Annotated in this window: 24 protein-coding genes; 12 read left to right on the top strand and 12 right to left on the bottom strand. The window is 59.4% G+C overall.

Annotation, left to right across the window (positions count from 1 at the left end; all coding sequences use genetic code 11):
- Nucleotides 1–211 precede the first annotated feature (211 nt).
- A complete protein-coding gene (locus DPQ25_RS08460; RefSeq protein WP_177576957.1) occupies nucleotides 212–1069 on the top strand; it encodes a DegV family protein in 858 nt (285 codons plus the stop codon).
- 95 nt (nucleotides 1070–1164) lie between these two features.
- Here DPQ25_RS08460 and DPQ25_RS08455 read toward each other — a convergent pair whose 3' ends face one another.
- The 3 genes from DPQ25_RS08455 to DPQ25_RS08445 form a co-directional block, all read right to left on the bottom strand.
- Nucleotides 1165–2514: a sodium-dependent transporter gene (locus DPQ25_RS08455; RefSeq protein WP_112332730.1), complete on the bottom strand. Its 1350-nt coding sequence runs from the start codon at nucleotides 2512–2514 to the stop codon at nucleotides 1165–1167.
- A gap of 146 nt (nucleotides 2515–2660) precedes the next feature.
- Complete coding sequence (gene mutY / locus DPQ25_RS08450; RefSeq protein WP_112332729.1) at nucleotides 2661–3788, bottom strand: A/G-specific adenine glycosylase; 1128 nt, start codon at nucleotides 3786–3788, stop codon at nucleotides 2661–2663.
- 101 nt (nucleotides 3789–3889) lie between these two features.
- Complete coding sequence (locus DPQ25_RS08445) at nucleotides 3890–4477, bottom strand: GNAT family N-acetyltransferase (protein ID WP_112332728.1); 588 nt, start codon at nucleotides 4475–4477, stop codon at nucleotides 3890–3892.
- A 267-nt stretch (nucleotides 4478–4744) separates the two neighbouring features.
- Here DPQ25_RS08445 and DPQ25_RS08440 point away from each other — a divergent pair, with 267 nt between their 5' ends.
- The gene (locus DPQ25_RS08440; protein ID WP_112332727.1) at nucleotides 4745–5278 is read left to right on the top strand and encodes a methylated-DNA--[protein]-cysteine S-methyltransferase; all 534 of its coding nucleotides are present in this window, start codon (nucleotides 4745–4747) and stop codon (nucleotides 5276–5278) included.
- Nucleotides 5279–5522: 244 nt separating this feature from the next.
- Here the strand turns inward: DPQ25_RS08440 and DPQ25_RS08435 are convergent, their stop codons facing one another.
- From DPQ25_RS08435 to DPQ25_RS08425, 3 genes are all read right to left on the bottom strand, one after another.
- Nucleotides 5523–7316, bottom strand: coding sequence for an L-fucose isomerase (locus DPQ25_RS08435; protein WP_112332726.1), 1794 nt, complete (start codon nucleotides 7314–7316; stop codon nucleotides 5523–5525).
- Nucleotides 7317–7541: 225 nt separating this feature from the next.
- A complete protein-coding gene (locus tag DPQ25_RS08430) occupies nucleotides 7542–8147 on the bottom strand; it encodes a sugar O-acetyltransferase (RefSeq protein WP_112332725.1) in 606 nt (201 codons plus the stop codon).
- Nucleotides 8148–8181: 34 nt separating this feature from the next.
- Nucleotides 8182–9153 carry an AraC family transcriptional regulator gene (locus DPQ25_RS08425; protein ID WP_177576955.1) on the bottom strand — a complete coding sequence of 324 codons (972 nt, stop codon included), beginning with the start codon at nucleotides 9151–9153 and terminating at the stop codon, nucleotides 8182–8184.
- 150 nt (nucleotides 9154–9303) lie between these two features.
- Here DPQ25_RS08425 and DPQ25_RS08420 point away from each other — a divergent pair, with 150 nt between their 5' ends.
- The 4 genes from DPQ25_RS08420 to DPQ25_RS15045 all read left to right on the top strand — a co-directional run bounded on the left by DPQ25_RS08420 (nucleotide 9304) and on the right by DPQ25_RS15045 (nucleotide 12671).
- Nucleotides 9304–10539 (top strand): hypothetical protein, encoded by a 1236-nt coding sequence (locus tag DPQ25_RS08420; protein ID WP_112332723.1) that lies wholly within the window; start codon nucleotides 9304–9306, stop codon nucleotides 10537–10539.
- 127 nt (nucleotides 10540–10666) lie between these two features.
- The gene (locus tag DPQ25_RS08415; protein ID WP_177576953.1) at nucleotides 10667–11941 is read left to right on the top strand and encodes a M28 family metallopeptidase; all 1275 of its coding nucleotides are present in this window, start codon (nucleotides 10667–10669) and stop codon (nucleotides 11939–11941) included.
- Nucleotides 11942–12165: 224 nt separating this feature from the next.
- The gene (locus DPQ25_RS15050; RefSeq protein WP_242978268.1) at nucleotides 12166–12444 is read left to right on the top strand and encodes an NUDIX hydrolase; all 279 of its coding nucleotides are present in this window, start codon (nucleotides 12166–12168) and stop codon (nucleotides 12442–12444) included.
- Nucleotides 12445–12455: 11 nt separating this feature from the next.
- Nucleotides 12456–12671 carry an NUDIX hydrolase gene (locus DPQ25_RS15045; protein ID WP_242978267.1) on the top strand — a complete coding sequence of 72 codons (216 nt, stop codon included), beginning with the start codon at nucleotides 12456–12458 and terminating at the stop codon, nucleotides 12669–12671.
- 82 nt (nucleotides 12672–12753) lie between these two features.
- Here the strand turns inward: DPQ25_RS15045 and DPQ25_RS08405 are convergent, their stop codons facing one another.
- The 5 genes from DPQ25_RS08405 to DPQ25_RS08390 all read right to left on the bottom strand — a co-directional run bounded on the left by DPQ25_RS08405 (nucleotide 12754) and on the right by DPQ25_RS08390 (nucleotide 17087).
- Nucleotides 12754–14064 (bottom strand): O-acetylhomoserine aminocarboxypropyltransferase/cysteine synthase family protein, encoded by a 1311-nt coding sequence (locus tag DPQ25_RS08405; protein ID WP_112332721.1) that lies wholly within the window; start codon nucleotides 14062–14064, stop codon nucleotides 12754–12756.
- A 70-nt stretch (nucleotides 14065–14134) separates the two neighbouring features.
- A complete protein-coding gene (gene cysK, locus DPQ25_RS08400; protein ID WP_112332760.1) occupies nucleotides 14135–15067 on the bottom strand; it encodes a cysteine synthase A in 933 nt (310 codons plus the stop codon).
- 114 nt (nucleotides 15068–15181) lie between these two features.
- Nucleotides 15182–15310 (bottom strand): hypothetical protein, encoded by a 129-nt coding sequence (locus DPQ25_RS15235; protein WP_262510512.1) that lies wholly within the window; start codon nucleotides 15308–15310, stop codon nucleotides 15182–15184.
- Nucleotides 15311–15517: 207 nt separating this feature from the next.
- Nucleotides 15518–15940, bottom strand: a complete 423-nt coding sequence (locus DPQ25_RS08395) for an RrF2 family transcriptional regulator (RefSeq protein WP_112332720.1) — start codon at nucleotides 15938–15940, stop codon at nucleotides 15518–15520.
- A 154-nt stretch (nucleotides 15941–16094) separates the two neighbouring features.
- Entirely contained in the window at nucleotides 16095–17087 is a 993-nt protein-coding gene (locus DPQ25_RS08390) for a linear amide C-N hydrolase (RefSeq protein WP_112332719.1), read from the bottom strand.
- A gap of 382 nt (nucleotides 17088–17469) precedes the next feature.
- On the opposite strand from DPQ25_RS08390, the gene rplM reads away from it, so the two are divergent.
- Together rplM and rpsI are read left to right on the top strand one after the other, a co-directional pair.
- Nucleotides 17470–17898, top strand: coding sequence for a 50S ribosomal protein L13 (rplM, locus tag DPQ25_RS08385; protein ID WP_112332718.1), 429 nt, complete (start codon nucleotides 17470–17472; stop codon nucleotides 17896–17898).
- A 17-nt stretch (nucleotides 17899–17915) separates the two neighbouring features.
- Nucleotides 17916–18317 (top strand): 30S ribosomal protein S9, encoded by a 402-nt coding sequence (gene rpsI / locus DPQ25_RS08380; RefSeq protein ID WP_112332717.1) that lies wholly within the window; start codon nucleotides 17916–17918, stop codon nucleotides 18315–18317.
- 330 nt (nucleotides 18318–18647) lie between these two features.
- Here rpsI and DPQ25_RS08375 read toward each other — a convergent pair whose 3' ends face one another.
- Nucleotides 18648–19811 carry an MFS transporter gene (locus DPQ25_RS08375; RefSeq protein ID WP_112332716.1) on the bottom strand — a complete coding sequence of 388 codons (1164 nt, stop codon included), beginning with the start codon at nucleotides 19809–19811 and terminating at the stop codon, nucleotides 18648–18650.
- Between the two features lie 269 nt (nucleotides 19812–20080).
- Between DPQ25_RS08375 and DPQ25_RS08370 the strand changes: the two genes are divergently transcribed.
- The 4 genes from DPQ25_RS08370 to DPQ25_RS08355 all read left to right on the top strand — a co-directional run bounded on the left by DPQ25_RS08370 (nucleotide 20081) and on the right by DPQ25_RS08355 (nucleotide 22859).
- Complete coding sequence (locus DPQ25_RS08370; protein ID WP_242978266.1) at nucleotides 20081–20530, top strand: MarR family winged helix-turn-helix transcriptional regulator; 450 nt, start codon at nucleotides 20081–20083, stop codon at nucleotides 20528–20530.
- Nucleotides 20523–21854 carry an MATE family efflux transporter gene (locus tag DPQ25_RS08365; protein ID WP_112332715.1) on the top strand — a complete coding sequence of 444 codons (1332 nt, stop codon included), beginning with the start codon at nucleotides 20523–20525 and terminating at the stop codon, nucleotides 21852–21854. The genes DPQ25_RS08370 and DPQ25_RS08365 overlap by 8 nt, the downstream gene beginning before the upstream one ends.
- A gap of 88 nt (nucleotides 21855–21942) precedes the next feature.
- Entirely contained in the window at nucleotides 21943–22560 is a 618-nt protein-coding gene (locus DPQ25_RS08360; protein ID WP_112332714.1) for a flavodoxin family protein, read from the top strand.
- A 47-nt stretch (nucleotides 22561–22607) separates the two neighbouring features.
- Nucleotides 22608–22859, top strand: a complete 252-nt coding sequence (locus tag DPQ25_RS08355; protein ID WP_112332713.1) for a kinase to dihydroxyacetone kinase — start codon at nucleotides 22608–22610, stop codon at nucleotides 22857–22859.
- The last annotated feature ends 166 nt before the right edge of the window (nucleotides 22860–23025 follow it).

Below are 23025 nucleotides of genomic sequence, written 5' to 3'. Positions count from 1 at the left end.
AGGCGGCGGCCTGGCGGGCGCTGCGTTTATTCAGATAAAAAAGCAAAAAAGCGGTTCTTTCTACATCTTTATAATCATAGCATAAATACCGCTAAAGGACAATGATTTATTTTAGGGTTTAAAAGGCGTACGGCAATTGAATTTTTCACACAAAAATGTTATAATATTTCTGATTAAATAAGGCCGTCAAATTTGTGAAGGAGTTTTTATGATGAGTAATAGAGTAAAGATCGTTGCCGACAGCACCTGCGACCTGAACCAGGAGGTACTGGCCGGGTACGGTATAGAGACCATCGCCCTGCCGGTAAACCTTGGCGACAAGGCCTGTCTGGACGGCATTGACGTACACACGCCCGACCTGTTCCAGTATTATAAGGAGACCGGAAAGCTCCCCACGACAAGCGCGCCGACCCCTGCCTATTATGAGGAGTTCTACAAGCGCTGGACAGAAGAGGGGTATGATGTCGTCCACCTGAGCATCAGCGCGGAAATGACGGTGACGCCCAACATTGCCAAAATGGCGGCGGAGCATTACCCCAATATCTACCCGGTGGATTCGCGCAATGTTTCCGCGGGCATGGGTATTTTGGTGCTGCTCGCCTGCGAGCTGCGGGATCAGGGGCTGCCGGCCGCTGAAATCGCGGAGACCATCCGCCGGCGCGCGAAGGATGTGCGCACCTCATTTGTCATCAGCACGCTGCTGTACCTGTACAAGGGCGGGCGCTGCACCGGCGTGCAGGCGCTGGGCGCAAACCTGCTGAACCTCAAGCCCTGCATCGAGGTCAAGGAGGGCAAGATGCAGGTGGCAAAAAAATACCGCGGCAACCTGGAGCATGTCGCCCTGCAGATGATCCGCGACAAGCTCAGCGCGGGGGAGAAAATCGACCTCTCCAAGCTGCTTATTGCGCATTACGACGCGGATGCAATCATGGACAAGGCCTGCAAGGAAATTGCCGCCTGCCAGCCGTTTGAAAAGATTTTGGTCAACCAGGCTGGCTGCTCGGTTTCCGTACACTGCGGCCCCGGCACCTTCGGCATCATCTACCTGGCAGAGCCGGAGGACGCCTGAGGGCCCATTAGGCCCGCTAGGCCTGTGCCAGTACAGCAGTAAAAAATCCCGTGCTGCCCTAAGTGAGCGGCGCGGGATTTTTTGATGCACAGGCTTCAGCCGGCGGCCGAAACGGTTTGGTAAATGGTGATGAAACCGCTGATGGTGACAATTAAAATCAAAACCGGCGTCAGGTAACGGATGCACAGCACCCAGGCTTTACCCAGCCGGAACCTGGGCGCGCCCTCCTTCATCTCGTCCGCCAGGATGCCGGGGTTCCATTTCCAGCCGATAAACCAGCACATCAGCAGGCCGCCCAGCGGCAGCAGGATATTGTCCGTCAAAAGTCCAACCAGGTCAAAGAAGTTGTACCCGGCAATGGTAAACCAGGAGAGGGCGCCAAAGGCCAGGCAGCTGGGGACGCCGAGCAGGAAGGTGGAAAAGCCGATGGCGGGCACCGCTTTTTTACGGCTCCATTTCCAATTCTGCGTCACGTAGGAGACCGTGACCTCCAGCAGGGCAATGGCGCTGGTGATCGCTGCAAAAAAGACCAGAATGAAGAAGATGATGGCAAATACCGGGCCCGCCGGCGTACCGAGCTTTTCAAAGACCTTCGGCAGCGTGCTGAAGATCAGGCTGGGCCCCTGCCCGGCATCCTCGCCGAAGGAAAACACCGCCGGAAAAATGGCAATGCCCGCCAGCACCGCCAGGGAGGTGTCCATTGCGGCGACATTGAGGCAGCTGCGCGGGATATTTTCCTTTTTATTCAGGTAGCTGCCATAGGTGATGGTGATGCCCATGCAGAGGCTGAGGGAATAGAAAACCTGGCCCAGCGCCGCGCTGACGGAAGAGAGGCTGAAGCCGGAGCCGTCCTGTGAGGCGCTGGGCGTAAACATGAACTGCAGCCCCTCCAGCGCGCCGGGCAGCGTTACGCTGCGAATGATGACGGCCAGCAGGCAGACAAACAGCGTGGGCATCATGAACTTGCTGGCCTTTTCAATAGCGCCGACCCCCCTCAGGCAGATGAGCGCCGTCGCGGCCATAAAGAGAAAATGCCAGAGGACCGTCTCCGGGCTGGCCTTGAAGGCGTCGAAATTTGCGGGCGCGGAGAAGGTGGTCAGGTAGCTGAAGATGTACTTGAGAATCCACCCGCCGATAACGCTGTAATAGCTTAAAATGATGAAGGCGGCCAATACGCCGGTAAAGCCGGCAATCCCGGCCCGCGGGTGTACCTTTTTATAGCTGGACACCGGGTCCTTGCCGGAGTAGCGCCCCAGGCTCATCTCCAGCATCATCACTGGAACGCCCAGCAGCACGATAAAGATCAGATAGGCGATCAAAAAGGGGAATCCGCCGTTGCGGCCCATGAGGTAGGGGAATTTCCACAGGTTGCCCAGCCCGATGGCAGCGCCCGCCGCCGCCAGCAGAAAACCCAGGCGGCTGGTCCATTGGTTTTGTTTCGGCATGCTTTTTCTCTCCCTGCTTTTTTAATGTTCGATTGGCTCTGCGCCGCCGGGAAAGCACGGCTGTTCCCTTGGACGGCTATGGTCTCTTCATCATAGCAAATAATGGGCCGGTAAGCAATCTTAAAAAAGGGAACGGCCCGCTTTTTTCAGGGGATTTTTTGCCCCTCCGGCGCTTGAGGCGAGGGCAGGCCCAGCGCCCTGGTAAAGCGCCGGAACGCGGTGGGCAGGGCGATTTCGTCCGCCAGCTGTTCCGGCGTGGCCCACACAAGCCCGCCGCCGTCCGGCTGGAAGGCGTGCGGGCAGCTTACCCGGTAGGCGGTCATGTCCCACTCCACATGGGTGAAGATATGCTTGCGGCTCAGGGCCCGCTCAATATGCGCCGCGTGGGCGCCCTGCTGCTCCAGCCAGGCGGCAATTTCCGCCGCGGAAAGCGCGCCGTCCAGGCAGGGAAATTCCCACAGCCCGCCCAGCAGCCCGCCCTGAGGCCTCTTTCTGACGGCTGCTCTGCCGCCGCAGCAAAGCAGCAGCACGGTCTTCTGCTCTGCCCGCCGCGGCTGCTTTTTGGTTTGGACGGGGTATTCCGTCTGCGTCCCGTGGCGAAATGCCCGGCAGAGCTGGCGCAGCGGGCAGCTGCCGCACTTGGGAAGGCCGTTGGGCACGCAGACGACGGCGCCCAGCTCCATCAGGCTTTGGGTGAAGTCCCCGCAATGTCCGGCAGGGTAGACCTGGGCCAAGGCGGCGGTCATCTGCTTTTTGACGGCGGGTTCCGCAATATCCCGGGGGTTTTCTGTCAGGCGCGAGAGCACGCGCAGGACATTTCCGTCCACTGCGGGGACCGGCAGTCCAAAGGCGATGGAGGCAATGGCGCCCGCGGTGTAGGGGCCGACCCCGGGCAGAGAGCAGAGCTGCTCATAGGAGCCGGGAAAAGCCCCGCCGGACTCTTTACAGATGCAGCGCGCGGCCTTTTGCAGGTTGCGGGCGCGGGAATAGTAGCCCAGCCCCTCCCAGAGCTTCAGCAGCTCCTCCTCGCGGACCTCCGCCAGGGCTTGGACGCTGGGGAGCCGGGCCATGAAGCGCTCATAATAGGGAATGACGGTATCCACCCGGGTCTGCTGAAGCATGATCTCCGACACCCAAACACGGTAGGGGTCGGTGTTCTCGCGCCAGGGCAGAACGCGGGCGCTCTGCCGGTACCAGGCCAGCAGCGGCGCTACAATTTCCTCCAGGCAAAGGCCGTTTGTGTCGTACAGGACGGGGGAAGGTTGATCTTTCATAGTGATCCTCGTTTTTTCTTTTATTTTATCCGGTTTCGCTTGCTTAATCAGTTTTTTTCAGAAATGTCCGCGCGGGGTACGGGCCGCCCGAAAACAGGGCGCTAACGCTGCCCGTCCGGCTGCGCAAAGGCCCGCAGGATGCCGGCGCGCTGTTTTTCATCGAGCCGGTGGATGGGTAAAACAGGCTGTGGGTTGCCGGTGCAGGGGGAAAGCGCCTTTTCAAACCAGCCCACATCGTGCCATTTGCCGCATTTGAACCCGGTATGGCGGTAGACGCCAAGCAGCTGGAAGCCCAGGGCCCGGTGCAGCCCCTCGCTGCCCGCGTTTGGCAGGGTGACGCCGCCGTATACGTTTTTCACGCCCTGCAGCCGCAGCAGCTCCATCAGCGCGCCGTACAGCCTGCGCCCTATTCCCCGGGCGGTATAAGCCCGGTCGAGGTAAATGGAAAGCTCCGCGTTCCATTGGTAGGCCTCGCGCTCCATCTGGCGGTGCGCATAGGCATAGCCTGCGATGCGGCCCTGATCCTCGCAGACCAGGTAGGGGTAATTGCTCGTGATTGCCCGGATGCGCCCGGTAAATTCCTCCTCAGAGGGCAGCCGGCACTCAAAGGTGACGGCGGTGTCAATATACTGCGCATAAATTGCCAGCAGGCTGCGGCAATCCTTTTCTGCCGCAAAGCGGAGCTTCATCGGGAGGTCCCCCTTTGTAAAAAATTCAGGCCCGCCAGCGGCGCGGGGAGAGGGTTTAGGGCTACCGGTCCCTGACGGGATATGCTATAATCATAGTGTGTTTGGTTCGGTTCGTCAAGCTGGGGGAAGAGTATGTATCCCGTCTATGGCGGGCCAGCCGGCGGCGCCGTCGCAGGCATGCAGGGCTTATGCGCCGGAGGAGACGAAAAGACCTTGAAGGGCAAGCAGAGCGAAAAGAAGAATAAAGCATAACAGGAGTGTGAGCATATGCAATACACAGCGGCCTACGCATCTCCGCTTGGCGGGATTACTCTGGCGAGCGATGGGGAAAGCCTGTGCGGCCTATGGTTTGACGGGCAGAAATATTTTGCCGCCACGCTGTCGGGCGAGCACGAGGAAAGGGATTTACCGGTGTTCCGGCAGACAAGACGGTGGCTTGACAGGTATTTTGGCGGCGAAGCGCCTGATTTTACCCCGCCGCTGCGGCTGACGGGCTCACCCTTCCGGCTGGCGGTCTGGGACAGGCTGCTGAAAATTCCTTATGGGAAGGTGGTGGCCTACGGGGAGATCGCCGCCGCCCTTGGGGAAGAGTCCGGGAGGTGGAGCAGGGCCGCGCAGGCTGTCGGCGGAGCGGTGGGGCATAACCCCATCTCCATTATAGTCCCGTGCCACCGGGTTGCCGGCAGCGGCGGCAGCCTAACGGGCTATGCGGGGGGAATTGATAAGAAGCGCGCGCTGCTTGCGCTGGAGGGGGTGGACCTTCGTTCCTATTTTGTCCCCAAAAAAGGAACGGCTTTATAACGGCAGGAACGAACAGGGGCGGCGGACTGCTTTTTTTGGGCGGCCCCTCCGGCGGATCTCCGCAGATAAAAAAGCCGTTCCCACCGCAAGGTGGGAACGGTCTCGATTTTCCGCTTTAGCACGAGCCCGCAGCTTAAACCGGAGGGAAGGGCCCAATGCTTACAGCGCTTTTGAAAGAGAAAAGCAAAAGCTGGTTTTCCAGCGTCGGGGCAGGTGATGCCGTGATAATAGGCAAATGTCCCGGTCAGCGGTACAGCGGGCCGTAAGCCTGGCAGGCGCGGTAATCCTGGCCCTCCTTGTCCATGCCGAAAGCATTCCAGGCCGCCGGCCGGAAAATCTTTTCCTGCGGAACATTGTGCATGCATACCGGTATGCGCAGCATTGAACACATCGTAATCAGGTCGGCGCCGATGTGGCCGTAGCTGATGGCCCCGTGGTTGGCTCCCCAGTTGTTCATGACGTCATAGGCGGTGCGGAACGCGCCCTCGCCGGTGGTGCGGGGGGCAAACCAGGTGCAGGGCCAGGTGTAGTCCGTGCGCTTCCAAAGAATGTCAGAAACCTCGTCCGGCAGGCGGACTGTCCAGCCTTCGGCAATTTGCAGCACCGGCCCCAGGCCCTTGACGAGATTTAAGCGGATCATGGTGCAGGGCATTTCCGCCTCGGTGAGGAACCGGGAGGAGTACCCGCCCCCGCGGAAATAGCCGCAGTCCGCCGCGTTCCAGGTAGTGGCCTTGAGAATGGCCTCCTGATCCTGCGCGGTGACCTCGTACCAGGGCTTCATCACACCGTTGCCTTTTTCATCAGTTGCCCGTCCGTTGGCGTCCAGGCAGGCCGCGCCGGAGTTAATAAGGTGGATAAAGCCGCCGGCGGCCTTTGCCGGGCCCTCCAGCTCATAGCCGGTAGCCTTTTTCACCGCCTCGGGACTCCAGTAGGTGCGCACGTCCGCAAAAATCTGGGCACGATTGGTGAGCAGCTTCATAAACAGCATGCCCAGGCCGTTGAGGACGTCGTTTTCTGTTGCCAGCACATAGGGCTCACGCGCGCCGTTCCAGTCGAAGGAGGTGTTGAGCAGCGACTCCGCAAAGTCGCAGTTGGGGTAAAAGTCGGTCCACTGGCGCTGGCCCTGGAAGCCGGCGGCAATGGCGTTATGGCCGGCCTTTTCCTCCTCGCAGCCGGCGGGCAGGTTGTCGTTGCCGTTCATTAGGTCCTTGATAATGCACATCATCTTGACGACGAACGCCCAGTCCTTTTCCTTCTGCTCCGGCGATTTCTGTACCTCGGGCGGGTTTTTATCGAAGCCCTCCGGGCAGTGGGCCTTGGTCCAGGCCAGGGCCTTCTGAAATTCCTGCTCGTCGTAGATGTTCTCGCTCATGCGGCGGAGGATCTCCACCTCGTCCACAGACTCTACCCGCATGCCGAGGTATTCCTCAATAAAGGCGGGGTCGATGATAGAGCCGCCGATGCCCATGCAGATGGAACCGATTTGCAGATAGGATTTGCCGCGCATGGTGGCAACCGCCACAGCCGCGCGCCCGAAGCGCAGCAGCTTTTCCTGCACATCCGCGGGGATGGAGGCGTCGCCGGCCTCCTGTACGTCGTGCCCGTAAATTCCAAACGCAGGCAAGCCCTTCTGGGCGTGTGTTGCCAGCACGGAGGCCAAATAGACCGCGCCGGGGCGCTCGGTGCCGTTAAAGCCCCATACGCCCTTGATGGTGCCGGGGTCCATGTCCATGGTTTCCGCGCCGTAACACCAGCAGGGCGTCACTGTCAGGGTGATGTCCACGCCGGCCTTTTTGAATTTGCTGGCACAGGCCGCAGCCTCCGCCACACGGCCGATGGTGGTGTCTGCAATAATGACCTTGACCGGTTCGCCGTTGGAATACCGCAGGTTTTCCGTAAAGAGCCGGGCGGCGCTTTTGGCCATGCTCATGGTCTGATCCTCGAGTGAGCCGCGGATGTTCATGTAGCCCCGGCGTCCGTCGATGGTCGGGCGGATGCCGATGACCGGGTAATCGCCGATAAGTCTGCTTTTAGCCATGTTAACTCCTCCAATTCATTTATAATGGTAAAACGGACGGAATGATCCGTTGAATCCATCCATACGGCTGCGGCGCCCAAGCCGTCCGCTTGGGGTGCGGCTGCCGCGCGCCGTCTTTCCCAGAGCGGCGGGGGACTGTGGTTTCATTTTGGCGCGTATCGCGGCGTTTGTCAAGCGGAAATTCAAGGCCGCCGGTAATTGCGCTTTACAAAGGAGGCCCGGCGGTCACGCCATGTCGATGCGATCCGCCTCAGTAATAGGGCGCAGGACCCTGCAGGGGTTGCCGGCGGCGACCACACCCGCGGGAATGTCCCGGGTAACGACGCTGCCCGCGCCGATGACCGCATCGTGCCCAATGGTAACGCCTGGGGTAATGACTACCCCGCCGCCCAGCCAGACGTTATCCTCGACCGTGATGGGTTTGGCTGCCTCAATTTCATGCAGGGCGCCGTCTTCGCCGGTGTGCAGGTTGCGCTCCCGTGCCAGCAGCGGGTGAGTGGGAGTAAGGAAGAAAACGCCCGGGCCGACAAAAACATCGTTGCCGAGGCGGATCTGTGCACAATCCAGAAAAACAGCGTTGAAGTTGACAAAGCAGCGGCTGCCAATGTAGGTGTTGCAGCCGTAATCGAACTTGACCGTTGGCAGGATGCTGCTGCCCTCGCCGATGCCGCCGAGCAGTTCGGCTAAAATCAGCCGGCGCTTTTCTGCATCCTCGCCGGTGGTGCGGTTAAATTCCTCGGTACGGCTATGGGCATAGGCGCGCAGCTCGCACAGCTCGGCGTCGGCGGCATCGTACCATTTTCCTGCAATCATTTTTTCCTTTTCCGTCATCATAAAACTCCTTCGTAATAAAATTGCCCCGCGTTCAGGTGTCCTCCGCCGGGCCGGAAAGCGCCCTGCGGTAAGCGCCGGGGGTAGTTGACATATATTTTTTAAACACCGCGCTGAAATATTGCTCGGAGCAGAAGGAAAGCCGCCGGGCGACCTCGCGCACGGTGTAGCGCCCGTTAGCCAGCAGGATGCAGGCGCTGTCGATTTTTTTGCGCAGAATATATTCGTGCGGCGGCAGGCCGGTGGCCTGCTTGAATTTAGCGTGGAAGGTGGAAGGGCTGTAGCTGCATAGCCGCGCCAGCTGCTCCACCGAGATTTCCTCGGAAATATGCGCTTGGACGTACCGCATAGCCAGGGCCATGGCGCTGTGCTCGGGGGAGCCCGGCGCCCGCGGTCCGCCCAGCCCCTCCGCGCCGTCCCCGGACGGCGCCTGCCGGATTGCGCCGCAGACAATCAACAGCAGCTGCAACAGCTTTTGAAAGGTACGCAGCCGATCCAGCGGGCCTGGTTCGCCCGCCAGGCCGATCAGCTCTTCAAGCAGCCGCTCGGCCTCCTTTGGCAGGGGAAATACCCGGCGGCTGCCGTCCGTGGCCCGGCGCGCGGTCTGGGCCAGCAGCTCCGCCTCGCGTGCCAGGGGCCCGTTCAGACAGCGCCGCAGCTGCCGCAGGTCGGCCTGAAGGTAATAATAGAGGGCCTTGTCCTCAAAATTCCCGCCCGTGGAGTGGACCAAGTCCGGCGGCGTCAGAAAAAACTGCCCGCTGTGCAGGCAGTAATTGCGGCCCTCCGCCTGGTAGATTTGCTCCCCGCGCAGCATGAACACCAGCTCATACAGCCCTTCGTGCAGGTGGGGGGCCAAGGGGCTGTTTTTCGCCAGATAGCGCACCCGGCACAGGCAGAAGGGCAGCCCGGCGTCCGTTTCGGAAAAATAGCGGTAGTTTCGCCTTTCAAACGCGGTCAGCTGGTCGAAGCTGTGTGTGACCAGCCGCAGCCGCTCCGGTGTCGCCATGCGCCCCATCCTCTCTTATGGAATCCTCTTTAATCGTTTTCCGGCCTTTCTGCCGGCTCTGTTTTATCCTATCATATTGATGAGAAAATACAAGTATTCCGGCGGGATTTTTTGAGGCCGCCGGGAAATATGGATTTGGGAGTGGATGAGATGAATCAGGACGGAAAAATATTGCGTGGGCTGGCGGCTCGCTACAGCCTGGCGCTGCAGGGGGCGGGCAACGCCGAAAAGGAGCGGCTGCACCGGGCGGGAAACGACCTGCACATGGTTCGGCCGGTTGTGCTGGTTGACGAATTGCCCTGGCATGAGCTCAACCAAACCGGGGAGCTGACGCTGTGCTGCGAGGACCCCTATCTGCGTGAGGTCGAGTGCTGGCTGCGCCGTGAGCTCTTTCAGTTTAAACATTTCCGTGCGGATCGCATCCTGCGGCCCTTCGTGCCCGTCGGCAAGGTGGTGCGCGCCACCGGTATCGGCCTGACGGTGGACGAGCGCCAGCTGGCGACGGACCGGGCCAACCACATCGTTTCCCACGAATACCACGACCAGCTCGCAACCCCCGAGGACCTGGAAAAGCTGCACAAGGCTACGGTGGTCTACGACGAGGCGGAGACCGCCCGGCGCTGGCAGCTGGTGGGCGACCTGGTGGGCGATATTCTGCCGGTCAAAAAAGTGGGCATTGACCATATCAGCCTGAACCCATGGGACGACATCGCCCGGTTCCGCGGCGTTACGCCCCTGCTCATCAGCCTGGCGGAGGAGCCGGAGTTCTGCCACCAGATCATGCGCCGGGTGACGGACATCGCTATGGATATTGCGGAGCAGTACCGGCAGCTGGGGCTGTTTGAAAACATGCCCGCCAGCCTGCACTGCACGCCGGTTTTAACCGACGACCTTGCGCCCATGCGGCCCGATGAGGGGCCAGTGGGCTATGAGAGCCTGTGGGGGCGGGGGACGGCGCAGATCTTTGCCTCCGTGTCCAAGTCTATGCACGAGGAATTTGACATTGAGTATATGAAGGACACCATCGGCCGCTGCGGACTGGTCTATTACGGCTGCTGCGAACCGCTGGATAAAAAGATCGATATTGTGGAGAAAATTCCCCATCTGCGCAAAATCTCCATTACGCCCTGGGCAGATGTGGACATTGCCGCGGAAGCTATTGGCAGGCGGTATGTGCTTTCGGCAAAGCCCAACCCCGCCGCCGTGGGGGTCAGCCGCCTGGATGAAGAGGCCCTTCGCCGTGAGCTGGGGCATATTTTGTCTGCCTGCAAGCGCAACGGCTGCGCCTGCGAGCTGATTTTAAAGGACATCAGCACCTGCTGCGGGCGCCCGGAAAATATTTTTGAGTGGGCGCGCATCGCCATGGAGATGGTAAACGCCTATTAGGCGGGGGCGAAATTTTCGCTTGGCCCGGCGCGCTTTTTGCGCTATAATGATCCCTGTAAGGCGCCGGCGGTTCCTACTGCAAGGGGAGGCGGCCCGGCCCGAATTATTGGGAGCGGAGGAAAAGAGGATGTATGTAAACGGCGAGCGGGCCTTTGACCTGCTGAAAAGAATTGGTTTTACCCGTGTGGGCGGATCCGAGGAGGAGTGCCGCGCCGCGCAGATTTTACGGGCGGAATGCGAGGCCGCGGGGGTCCCGGCGGTGGTTGAGCCCTTTGAAATCGACGATGCGGAGCTGGAGGCCGCGGAATTGGAAATACTGGAGCCCTTCCGGCAGACGTACCCCGTCACGGGCTACAAATGCGCGCAGAATACGCCGGAGGGCGGGCTGGCGGCGGATTTTCTTTATGTTGAGGATGCCACGGAGGTCAACCTGGCGGACGCGCGCGGCAAAATTGTGCTGGTGGACGGCTTTATGCGCGTCCCTCTGTTCCGCAAGCTGCTCGATGCCGGGGTTGTAGGTATTGTCACCATGGAGGGGGCGCTGCGCGACCGGCTTGAAGAGACAGACCTGTCCACCCGCAAGCTGCGCGGCCCGCTGCGGGCCTTCGGCAATGCGCCCATGGTTCATCTGCGGGTGCGGGATGCCTTTGACCTGGTGTCCCGGGGCGCATGCAGGGCGCGCCTGGCGCTGAAAAATACCCCGGTCAAAAAAACGTCGCACAATGTCGTCGCCACCATTGAGGGGACGGAACGCCCGGATGAGATCCTCTCCTTCGGGGCACATTATGACTCTGTGGAGTTTTCCACCGGGGTTTACGACAACGGCGCCGGATCCGTCATCAACATGGAAATCCTGCGCTGGTTCAGGGAGCATCCGCCCCGCCGTACAGTGAAGTTCATGTGGTACGGCTCTGAGGAGCAGGGCCTGGAGGGCAGCTGGGCCTATGTAAGGGCGCACGCGGAGGAGCTGAAAAAACACCTGCTGATGATCAATGTGGATATTGGCGGCCCGGTTTTGGGCGGGGATAAGGCCACCGTTACCGCCGAGGAGAACCTGGTCCATTACCTGGACTATTTTACCAAGCTGAACGGCTATTCCGTGGCGGTGAACCAGGGGATTTATTCCAGCGACTCCATCCCCTTTGCCGACAGCGGCGTACCGGGGGTCAATTTCTACCGTGCGGGCGCGGAGGGCGCCGCCTACATCCACTGCCGCCATGACACGCTCGGCTTTCTCTCCGCCGCAATGCTGGAGAAAACCGCCGTCCATGTGCTGGATTTCGGCCGCAGCATGGCCAATGCGGCGGTGTTCCCAGTGGCGCGGAAAATTCCCGAAAATATGGCGGAGGAGGTCGGCAAGTACCTCTATAAGAAGGAGCTGGCAGAGCTGAAGGCAGAGTAGGATTAAAAAAAGAGCGGGCGGCTTTGAAGCGCCCCAAAAAAGGTTAGACAATATTTTTATGCAGAAAGTTGTTCAAGCAGCCGGAAGGCTCCGCCGTCTGTGAAGGGCAGGCGGCGCCTTTTGTTTATTAGGGCCTTGCCAGGCGTTTTTCATTGGTTATAGCGGAAAATAGGGGTATAATAAATTCCACACGGCTTTCGGGCGGGGACAAAAGGAGCGTGGGCATGGAAATTTGGGATGCATACAGAGCCGACGGGAGCTTGGCGGGCTGCGATCTGGTGAGGGGGGAGCCGATCCCGCCGGGGCTTTTTCATCTGGTGAGCGAGGTGTTGGTGCGGCATACGGACGGCGGCTACCTGCTGATGCAGCGCGATTGGCGAAAGGAAAAATATGGCGGAATGTTTGACGCCACGGCGGGCGGCAGCGCGCTCAAGGGGGAGACGCCGCTGCAGGCGGCTCTAAGGGAGCTGCGGGAAGAAACCGGGATTATTGCGGACGGCTGACGCCGCTTTACGTGTGCCGCTGCCGGCAGTCCATCTACCATGGCTACCTTTGTGTGACCGGCTGCGGCAAGTCGGAGGTAGCCCTTCAGCCCGGCGAGACCATCGGCTACCGCTGGGTATCGGAGCCCGAGTTTCTGCGCTTTGTCCACAGCGGCGCCTGTGCAGGCGTGCGCCGGGAACGGCTTGCGGGCTATGTGGCGACGCTGGAGGGCTTGCGGCCCGGCTGATCTAAAGCGGCCCCGCACCTGAATGCAATGAGGTGCGGGGCCGCTTTTCGCCGGTATTGATTTTTGGGGGGTGAAAGCCGTCTTATTGAACCGCTTGGAAAGCCAGCTCGAGATCCTCCAGGATGTCGTCGATGTGCTCGGTGCCAATGGACAGGCGGATGGTGTTCGGCTTGATGCCCTGGTCCGCCAGCTCCTCGGCGGTGCACTGGCTATGTGTGGTGGTTGCCGGGTGGATGACCAGCGATTTGACATCCGCCACATTGGCCAGCAGGGAGAACAGCTGTAGGTGGTCGATAAAGGCCTTGGCCTTCTGCAGGCCGCCCTTAATTTCAAAGGTAAAGATGGAGCCGCCGCCGTGCGGGAAGTATTTGGCGTAGAGCGCCTGTTGGGCCGGGTCCTGTGAGACGGAGGGGTGGTTTACCCGCTCCACCTGCGGGTGGCGGTTCAGGTAGTCTACGACCTTGAGCGCGTTTTCAACATGGCGCTCAACCCGCAGGGAGAGGGTCTCCAGGCCTTGCAAAAACAGGAACGCATGGAAAGGGGAAAGGGTGGCGCCTGTGTCGCGCAGCAGGGTGGCGCGGATTTTAGTGACGAAGGCCGCCGGGCCCACCGCCTTGACAAAGCTGACGCCGTGGTAGCTGGGGTCGGGGTCGACCAGAGAGGAAAAGCGCCCGCTGGCGGCCCAGTCAAACCTGCCGCTGTCGACAATTACCCCGCCGATGGCGGTACCGTGGCCGCCGATGAATTTGGTGGCGGAGTGCACCACGATGTCCGCGCCGTGCTCAATGGGACGGATGAGGTAGGGGGTGCCGAAGGTGTTGTCAATGACCAGCGGCAGGCCGTGCGCGTGGGCAATCTGCGCAATGCGCTCAATGTCCGCCACATCGGAGTTGGGGTTGCCCAGCGTCTCAATAAAGACGGCCTTGGTGTTGTCTTGAATGGCATCTTCCAGCCGCGCGAGGTTGTGGGGATCGACAAAAGTGGTAAACACGCCCTGCCTGGGCAGCGTGTGCGCCAGCAGGTTGTAGGTGCCGCCGTAGATGTTTTTGGCGGAGACGATGTGGTCCCCGTTCTGCGCCAGCGCCTGGAAGGCGTAAGTGATCGCCGCCGCGCCGGAGGCGACCGCCAGGGCCGCAACGCCGCCCTCCAGCGCCGCAATCCTGCGCTCAAACACATCCTCGGTGGGGTTGGTCAGCCGCCCGTAAATATTGCCGGCATCCTGAAGGCCGAAGCGGGCCGCCGCGTGGTCGCTGTCATGAAAAACATAGGACGAGGTTTGATAGATCGGAACCGCACGCGCGTCTGTGGCGGGGTCGGCGGCCTCCTGGCCGACGTGAAGCTGCAGGGTCTCAAAGCGGAATTTCTTTTCTCTTTCTTCTGAAATCGTGCTCATTTTTATCAACCTCCATAAAATCGTTCCGGCGTGTTGCGCTTGGGAATGAATTTTTCTCTATTTCAGCATTTTATTCGGTAAAAAGCGGGGTGGAGTAGTAGCGGTCGCCGTTGTCAGGCAGCAGGGCGACAATGGACTTGCCGGCGTTTTCCGGGCGTTTGGCCAGTTCAATCGCGGCGTGCAGCGCGGCGCCGGAGGAGATTCCGGCGAGGATGCCCTCTTGCTTTGCCAGCAGCTTGCCGGCGGCAAAGGCGTCGTCATTCGCAACGCGGATGATTTCGTCGTAAATGCGCGTGTTCAGCACCTCGGGCACAAAGCCTGCGCCGATGCCCTGAATCTTGTGCGGGCCGCCCCGGCCCTCGGAGAGCACCGGGCTGGCGTCCGGTTCGACAGCGACGACACGAAGGCCGGGCTTACGGGATTTTAAATACTCGCCGGTACCGGTGATGGTGCCGCCGGTGCCGACGCCGGCGACAAAGAAGTCGACCTCGCCGTCTGTGTCGCGCCAGATCTCAGGCCCGGTGGTGGCCCTGTGCGCCGCCGGATTGGCCGGGTTGACAAATTGGCCGGGGATAAAGCTGTTTTCAATTTGGGCCGCCAGCTCCTCCGCCTTGGCGATGGCGCCCTTCATGCCCTTGGCGCCCTCTGTCAGCACCAGCTCGGCGCCGTAGGCCTTGAGAATGTTGCGGCGCTCCACGCTCATGGTCTCCGGCATGGTGAGCACGATGCGGTAGCCCTTGGCCGCGGCGATGGCCGCCAGCCCGATGCCCGTGTTGCCGGAGGTCGGCTCAATAATGGTAGAACCCGGCTTCAGCGCCCCCCGCTGCTCCGCATCCTCAAGCATCGCCTTGGCGATGCGGTCCTTTACGCTGCCGGAAGGGTTGAAGGATTCCAGCTTCAGCAGCAGCACCGCGTTCAGGTTTAAGCTTTTTTCCAGGTTGACGGCTTCTACCAGCGGGGTGTTGCCGGTGAGGCCCAGTGTTCCTTTATAGATGTTTTTCATGGTTATATCCTCTCTTTCTGAATTTAAAAAGAAAAAACGGGAAGCGCCCCGCTTCCCGTTCCAAATTCCGTGTATGGCGCCGCCCTGTTTGCCGGGGCAGGCGCAAAACATGAATCATACCCGCTGATAGGAGCTGTCAGCGTGGGGACGGGAAAGAAAACGCGCGCAGCACATCCGGCCCATACACAGGGCGGAGGTCACCGGCCGGCACGTCCAATCCATTCGACAAGCATTTCTCTTCATCGTAAAGCCCCCTTTCAAGTTCTTAATTCCTATCTGTTTACTAGGAATATACCATACTATTCTACTTTTGTCAAGCATGGAAATGATTTTTTACGTTTTTAATCCGCCGCTTATTTGCTGCGGCTGGGAAAGCGGCAGGCGCCCTTGCGGACGGGCACGGGAAACCTACATAGGGGTACAACAAGGGGCCGCCGGCAGGCCTGCCCGCTATTCGCGGCTGTCCGGGGGAAGCTTGGCAAGCTCCGCCAGTGTGACGCCGTCGGCATATTCGTTGATGACTTTTTTCATGCCTTCCCAGAAGGGAAGAGTGGCGCAGATCTTGCTGCGCGGGCATTGGTTGGGGGTGTCCTCCAGGCAGGCGATTGGGGAGAGGTCGCCCTCTGTGGCGCGCAGGATTTCCCCGGCGGTATACGCCTGCGGTGGACGCGTCAAACGGTAGCCGCCGCTGTTGCCGCGGGAGCTTTTCACCAGCTTAGCCCGTGTCAGCAGCGGGATGATCTGCTCCAGATATTTGACGCTGATCGCCTGCCGCTCGGAAATCTCCTTGAGCCGTACCCACTCGCCCGTGTCGTGCGCCGCCAGGTCGGCCATCAGGCGCAGCGCGTAGCGCCCTTTTGTTGAAACCTTCATCTTTTCACCCTCTGCTTTCATTCCGCGCGCAATAGCGGGATAAATTCCGCATCTTTTCAGGTCCTTTGCCGGATGCGTTTGGCCTTGCCTACAGTTTAGCCCGGAAAACGCCTAAAGTCAAACCCAAAAACAAAAATGGCGGAAAGGCGCGCCCCTACAGGGTGGCGTAAACGGGTTGGCGGTTGAGCGCGCCCAGGCGAACCGGGCGCGCCCGGCTGCCGGCGTCCGCGGGGAGCTTGGCTGTGGTGACCTGGCAGTTGTCATAGGTTCTGAAAAAATATTCCCCGGACGCCGTGTTCAAAAAAGCGGTGTAGTGGGTGAAATCGAGCGGCCCGCGGCTGGTGGCTACAGGGCCCCGCGGCAGAGCCACGCCCTCCAGCAGGTGAAAACCAGTGGCTACCGCGTCCTGGCGGTTGGCGGGGGCTGCCGCAAAGCTTTTCTGGTAGGCTGTACGGACAAAACGGGCCGGGGAGGCGTAGCCGCCGGGCAATATATCCGTGCCGCCGCCGTTTCCGAACGGAGTGAGCGCTACCTTGCCCCATTGCGCGCTGGGCTTCTGGGTGGGGCTGGCGCTCATGTAGTTGCGCAGGTTGGTCAGCTGCCAGCGTAGATCCGGGCTGTTGGCGAGCACGCCGATGGGGTTGTTCCAAATATGCAGCCCCTCTTCGGTCTGCTCAATTACCGCACAGGCGCCTGAACGGTCCGCGGCAATCCAATGAAGCGGGGCGACGGTGTTGGTCACCGGGTCGGGCGCCCCGACCAGCCGGACTGCGTCCAACAGGCGGCGAAGCTCCTGCACGGAGGCGCAGCGCCCAAGCAGAAAGCGCACCACATCCAGCGCAGCCAGCATCGGCCCGCCCGGGGCCGCGGACGGCTGGGGAAAGCTGGCATAGCCGGCGAAATAGAGCGCCGCGGCCGCAAAGCCGTGCTCATTCACACCGTCTACAAGGGTGATCCTATTGCGGAACTCCTGGCCGATGCCGATGCAGCTGCAGGAGTCCTGGAAGGAGCTCTTCCCGGGGATGCTTGCCCAGGCGCTTCCCTTGGGTACCAGGTAGAGGGCGGGCTCAATGGGGTAGGAAAAATCCATATTGCGGCCGAAAAAGGTTTCCCGCTGCAAGGTTTGCAGCGTTACGGCAGTACACATGGCGGCGCCTTCTTTCTTTAATCAGGAGTCAGGCCCTTTAGGCCCGGATCCATGGGGAAGCAGGCAGGGCCTGATAAAATTCTATGAGGCCGGACAGCCCCTTCATGCCTAAACCGCCGCCAGCCAGGCCCTGGGAGGACGCCGGTCATGCGGATAAAAAACAAAAATGACGGCGGAGATCTGGAAAGCTAAGAGGCAAAAACAGAAGAAAACAGGAGATTGAAGGTTATAAATTAAATTTTTCGTTTTTTTGTCTTGACAGGGTGGGTTTGGTTATGGTACTATCTATAGGCGATAATTTATTTTGATATGTAAGTGTTTGCTTTACGGGGGATTTCCCTCAGAGGCAGGATACTGAAAATTACATTCAGGAGGTAAATTTATGTCCACTTATATGCCCAAAAGCGGCGAAGTTGACCGCAAGTGGTATGTGATTGACGCTGCGGGAAAACCGCTGGGCCGTGTTGCGGCGCAGGCGGCTGTTCTGCTGCGCGGCAAGCATAAGCCGACGTTTGCGCCCCATGTAGACTGCGGGGACCATGTCATTATCATCAATTGCGCACAGGCAGTGCTCACCGGCAAGAAGCTGGAGAAAAAATTCCATTACCATCACACGGGGTACATCGGCCATATGAAGGCTGTCCGTTATGATACCCTTATGGCGCAGAAGCCCACCATGGCGATGCAGCTGGCAGTAAAGGGCATGGTGCCCGACACCACCATCGGCCGCGCCGCACTGGGAAGACTTCGCCTGTTTGAGGGTGCCGAGCACATCCATGCTGCTCAGAAGCCCGAAAACTGGGACCGATAAGGGAGGAGGAATAGTTTATGTACGAGAAAGCGCCTTATTTCTACGGCACCGGCAGAAGAAAAAGCTCTGTCGCCCGCGTAAGGGTTTACCAGGGAAGCGGTAAGATTACCATCAACGACCGTTCCATCGACGATTATTTCGGCCTGGAGACACTGAAGCTGATCGTCCGTCAGCCGCTGAAGCTCACCGGCACAGACGAAAAGTTCGACATTGTCTGCCGTGTAAGCGGCGGCGGCGTCACCGGCCAGGCCGGCGCCATCCGCCACGGTATTGCGCGCGCGCTGCTGCAATACGATACCGAGAACCTCCGTCCCATTCTGAAGAAGGCGGGCCTGCTGACCCGTGACCCGAGAATGAAGGAACGTAAGAAATACGGCCTCAAGGCCGCCCGTCGCGCGCCTCAGTTCTCCAAGAGATAATTTTTTCAAATTGGAATCCCCCGCAAACGCTGTTTGCGGGGGATTTTTCTCATGCCCGGCATGGGGGAAGGCTTATTGTGCCGCCGCGGCTTTAGGTGTCGTGCGCCATTTATGCTTCTATCCAAGGGATGGAGGCGGTCTTTTATGCACGAAAAACTCCTGTTTGTATAATGAATGAAAATTATACAAATAGGAGTGGGTTTATACTGCAATTTACCCGCCTTGTGCCCCCGCAATTTCGGCCTTTATTTTTTCGAGCGGCAAAGGCACGTCCGCTTTCATGTTGGCCCTCGCGCCGCATAGCCGGTTCACGGTGCGGGGTGGAATATTTTACTTCGCGACGGCGCGGTTCAGCCGCTCCGACATCACCAGCATCAGCACTGCAAAGAGGAGCAGATAAAACGGGTACAGCCCGATGCCGGCGACGGATGCCAGCCAGCCGAAGAGCGGCGGCATCAGCGTGGTGCCGACATAGGCGCACGCCATCTGAATACCAATGATGGACTGAGAATTTTCCTTGCCGAAATTAAAGGGGGTGGAATGGATGATGGAGGGGTAAATCGGCGCGCAGCCAAGGCCAATGGTGATTAGCCCCGCCAGCGCCAGGCCGTCGAAGGGAACCGGCAGCCCAATGAGGACGGCCCCAACCATAGCGGTGAAGATGCCGATGCGGATCAATCGCTTATCTCCCAGCTTCTCGGCAAAAAAGCCGCAGAGAAAACGTCCGAAGGTAATGCCGAGGAAGAACAGCGATGCGAAGCTGGCGGCGGTGTCGGCATGGATGCCGCGGCCCTGCACCAAATAGCTGCTGGCCCAGAGCCCGGTTGTTTGCTCCAGGGCGCAATATGCGAAAAAAGTCACCAAAATTAGGGGGACCCCCTTGATTTTCACCGCCTGAGACAGGCTCAGCGGCACGGCGCGCACCTCCTCCTGCGCTTTTTCTGCATCCTTGCGCTTCCAAAGCGGCAGGCTGATGAAAAGGGCCGCGGTGAGAATCAGCTGTACAATGGAAACGGTGCGGTAGCCGCTGTTCCAGCCATATCCGCCGGCCAGGCTGTACCCCATAATATAGGGGCTGACGGCCGCGCCCACGCCCCAAAAACAGTGCAGCCAGCTCATGTGGCGGGAGGCATAGTGCAGGGCTACATAATTGTTCAGCGCGGCATCCACGGCGCCTGCCCCGAGGCCGTACGGCACGGCCCACAGGCACAGGAGCCAAAAGGAGTGGGAAACGGAAAAGCCGAACAACGCGGCGGCGGTCATCAGCACACTGACGGCGGTGACGGGCCCGGCGCCCAGCCGCCGGGTCAGCCGGTCGGAGAGCAGGCTGGAGACAATGGTGCCGCAGGCAATAATCATGGTCACAATGCCGGCAAACGAAACCGGCACCCCCAGCTCGGCGTGCATGACCGGCCAAGCGGAGCCGATGAGCGAGTCCGGCAGGCCAAGGCTAATAAAGGCCAGGTAAATCATAACCAACAGAAGCGAGTACATATGCGCATCCATCCTAAACCATTAAATTTATTTGGCTGTAAAACAGCCCCTTTTATTATAATGATTCCGAAAAAAAGGTCAATTGTTTTATGTTCTTTGCCCGAGGGGCCCGGAAGCGCCCAGGCGGGCCGGCGAAACAGCTTATTTGTGCGGCTTTCTCACCGTGTTTGTTTTGTGTAAATTAGAAGCTTGACAAAAGTCCTGTAATAGACTAATATTAAAATCGTCTATTTTTGGACTATTTCAACCGGCTTTGGAGGAAAGAACGCATGAAAGCAGAGAGGATGGAACAGCTTCAGCGCTATTATTTACTCTGGCGCGAGAGCAATGCCGTGTATGAGGAGTGGGCAAAGGAACAGGGCCTGTCCCTGAATGGCCTTTTAATCCTGTATTCTCTTTATGAGGGGCAGGAGGGCTGCACACAGAAGCAGATCTGCCGGCAGTGGCTGATTCCCAAGCAAACGGTGAGCGCGGCGCTGAAGGATTTTGAGGCCGGGGGCTACATTGAGCTGGCGCCCGCCGCGGCGGATAAGCGCAGTAAGCAGATTTACCTTACCCCGAACGGCAAACGGTATGCCGGCGAGATCATGTCGAGGCTGCACGGGCTGGAGCTGTATGTGATGGATCAGATGGGCCCGGAAAAGATTAAAAGCATGAATGACGGCCTCGCTTTATTTATCGAACTGTTCCGCAAAGGAGGGGCTGAGGAAGATGTCTGAGCGCCGGATGTTTTTTCGTGATGTTGCCCCGTCCGTCATGGCCTTTGCCCTTTCGGGGGTTTACACTATTGTAGACGGCTTTTTTGTAGGGAACAGCCTGGGGGACAGCGGCCTGGCTGCAATTAACCTAGGGTTTCCAATTGCCGCTTTTATTCAGGCTGCCGGGACAGGGGCCGGGTTATCCGGCGCCATCCGGTTCACAATCCTCCGCGGGCAGAAAAGGGAGAATGAGGCGCGGGCGTGCTTTTCCAGCACCGTGCTGCTGCTTGCGCTCATCAGCATACTGCTCACAGGGGGGATTTTTGCCGCGCTTTCCCCGCTGCTGCGGCTGCTTGGGGCGGAGGGGGAGCTCCTCCGGCTGACGGCCGATTATATCTGGGTGATTGCGCTGGGCGCCGTGTTTCAGGCCTTTGCGACCGGGTTGGTGCCGTTTATCCGCAATTTGGGCGGCGCCGGCTTTGCCATGTGGGCGATGATTGCCGGGTTTGTGACTAATATCGGGCTGGATTATCTGTTTGTGTGGGTATATGGGCTGGGCATGGCCGGCGCGGCCTGGGCGACCATCGCCGGGCAGGCGGCGACCATGCTTCTGACGGTTTTCTATCTTGTAAAAAAGAAAATCGGGTTCGCCGTCCCACGCGGGCGGCAGCTGGCCGGCTTTTTCGGGGCGATCCTAAAGGTCGCCGCGGCGCCGTTTGGGCTTACGTTTTCGCCGCAGATTACAACAATTTTAATGAACCGCTTCTTGCTGCGCTACGGCGGGGAACAGTCCGTCGCGGTATATGGCTGCATCGCATATATTACCGCTATTACCTATCTTCTTTTACAGGGAGTGGGCGACGGAAGCCAGCCGCTGATCAGCCGCTTTTACAGCGAGGGAAACCTGCCGGTTATGAGGCAGATGCGCAAACTGGCCTACTTGACGGGCGGGGCCATTGCCGCCGCCTGCATGGCGGGCTTTTTCCTGCTGCGGAGGGATGTCGGCATACTTTTCGGCGCGTCCGTGCAGACCTGTGAAAGCGTCGCTCTCTACCTGCCGCTCTATTTGTTGGCGCTTATATTTCTGTTTTATGTCCGAATTACGACAGCTTTTTTGTACGCGACTGAAAAAAGTGTGTTATCCTATATTCTGGTATATGCCGAACCCGCGGCCATTCTCGTCCTGCTGCTTACGCTGCCGCGGCTGCCCGCGCTGGGGCTGCTCGGCGTCTGGCTTGCCGTGCCGCTGGCACAGATGCTCACAGGGGGAGTATCCGTCTTTATCAGGCTTCGGGTAGACCGTCAGATTATGCGGGAGGCTGCCGCGGGCCCGGGCTGCGGGTAAACGCTTTCGGGCGTCCGCCGGGGGTATGCCTCGCGCCGGGACCCCCGCTCTGAGCGGGGCATTGGACGACTACATGGAGGTGTAAAAAATGAAGGTATTATTAGTGAACGGCAGCCCCCACGAACAGGGCTGCACCAACCGTGCGCTGGAGGAGCTGCAGGCGCAGTTTGCCCGGGAGGATGCTGAGGCGGAGATCTTCTGGCTGGGTAAGAGCATGCAGCCGTGCATCGCCTGTAACCGGTGCGCCGGGCTGGGCCGTTGTGTTTTTGACGACCGGGTGAATGTGTTTGCCCGGCTTGCGGAGACGGCGGACGGCTTTGTCTTTGGCACGCCGGTCTATTATTCAGGTGCAAGCGGCGCGCTGGTGTCCTTTATGAACCGGCTTTTTTATGCGCATGGGAGAAAGCTGATGTATAAGCCGGCGGCAACGGTGGTTTCATGCCGGCGCGGCGGCGCTACCATGGCCTTTGCGGAGCTGAACCAGCACTACCTTATGCTGAATATGCTGGTGGTCGGTTCACAGTATTGGAACCAGGTGCATGGCGCTGTCCCCGAGGATGTGGAGCAGGACCTGGAGGGGCTGCAAACGATGCGGACCCTGGCGCGCAATATGGCCTGGACGCTGCGCTGCCTGGAGGCCGGACGCCGGGCCGGGGTCGAAACTCCGCGGCCGGAGCCGGTCACGCCGACGAATTTTATCCGCTGACAAGGCAGAGAGATGAAAGAATTTTCAGAACAGAAGGAGTTGCTAAGATGCTGGAGTACAAATTTGACACACAGCTGCTGCTGGAGGGGGAAAGCCTCTCGGAGGATGCGGTGCATGATTATATTACCGCCAATATTCCGGGCGATTGCCTGCTTGCCGTGGGCGATGAAAACCTGCTCAAGCTGCACTTTCACACCAATGTCCCTTGGAAGGTGCTGGAGTATTGCGCCTCACTGGGGGAAATTTACGATGTAGTCGTGGAAAACATGCAGCGGCAGGAGGAGGGCCTGAAAGGGTAGGAAGCACTTTGAGAACAGAATGCCGGGAGACTGGCTGCTTTTTTCAGAAGCCCCTGTGTCAATGAAGAACGGCACAGGGGCTTCTGAAGCTTTTTATTTACCGAGTATCATCAAGGGCCTGCACATGAAAGCGGCAATAAAGATCCCCCAACGGAAAAAGCTTCCG

Source organism: Hydrogeniiclostridium mannosilyticum (assembly GCF_003268275.1).
GTDB classification, from domain to species: Bacteria; Bacillota; Clostridia; order Oscillospirales; family Acutalibacteraceae; genus Hydrogeniiclostridium; species Hydrogeniiclostridium mannosilyticum.
This window is presented reverse-complemented; position numbering and strand designations above follow the sequence as displayed.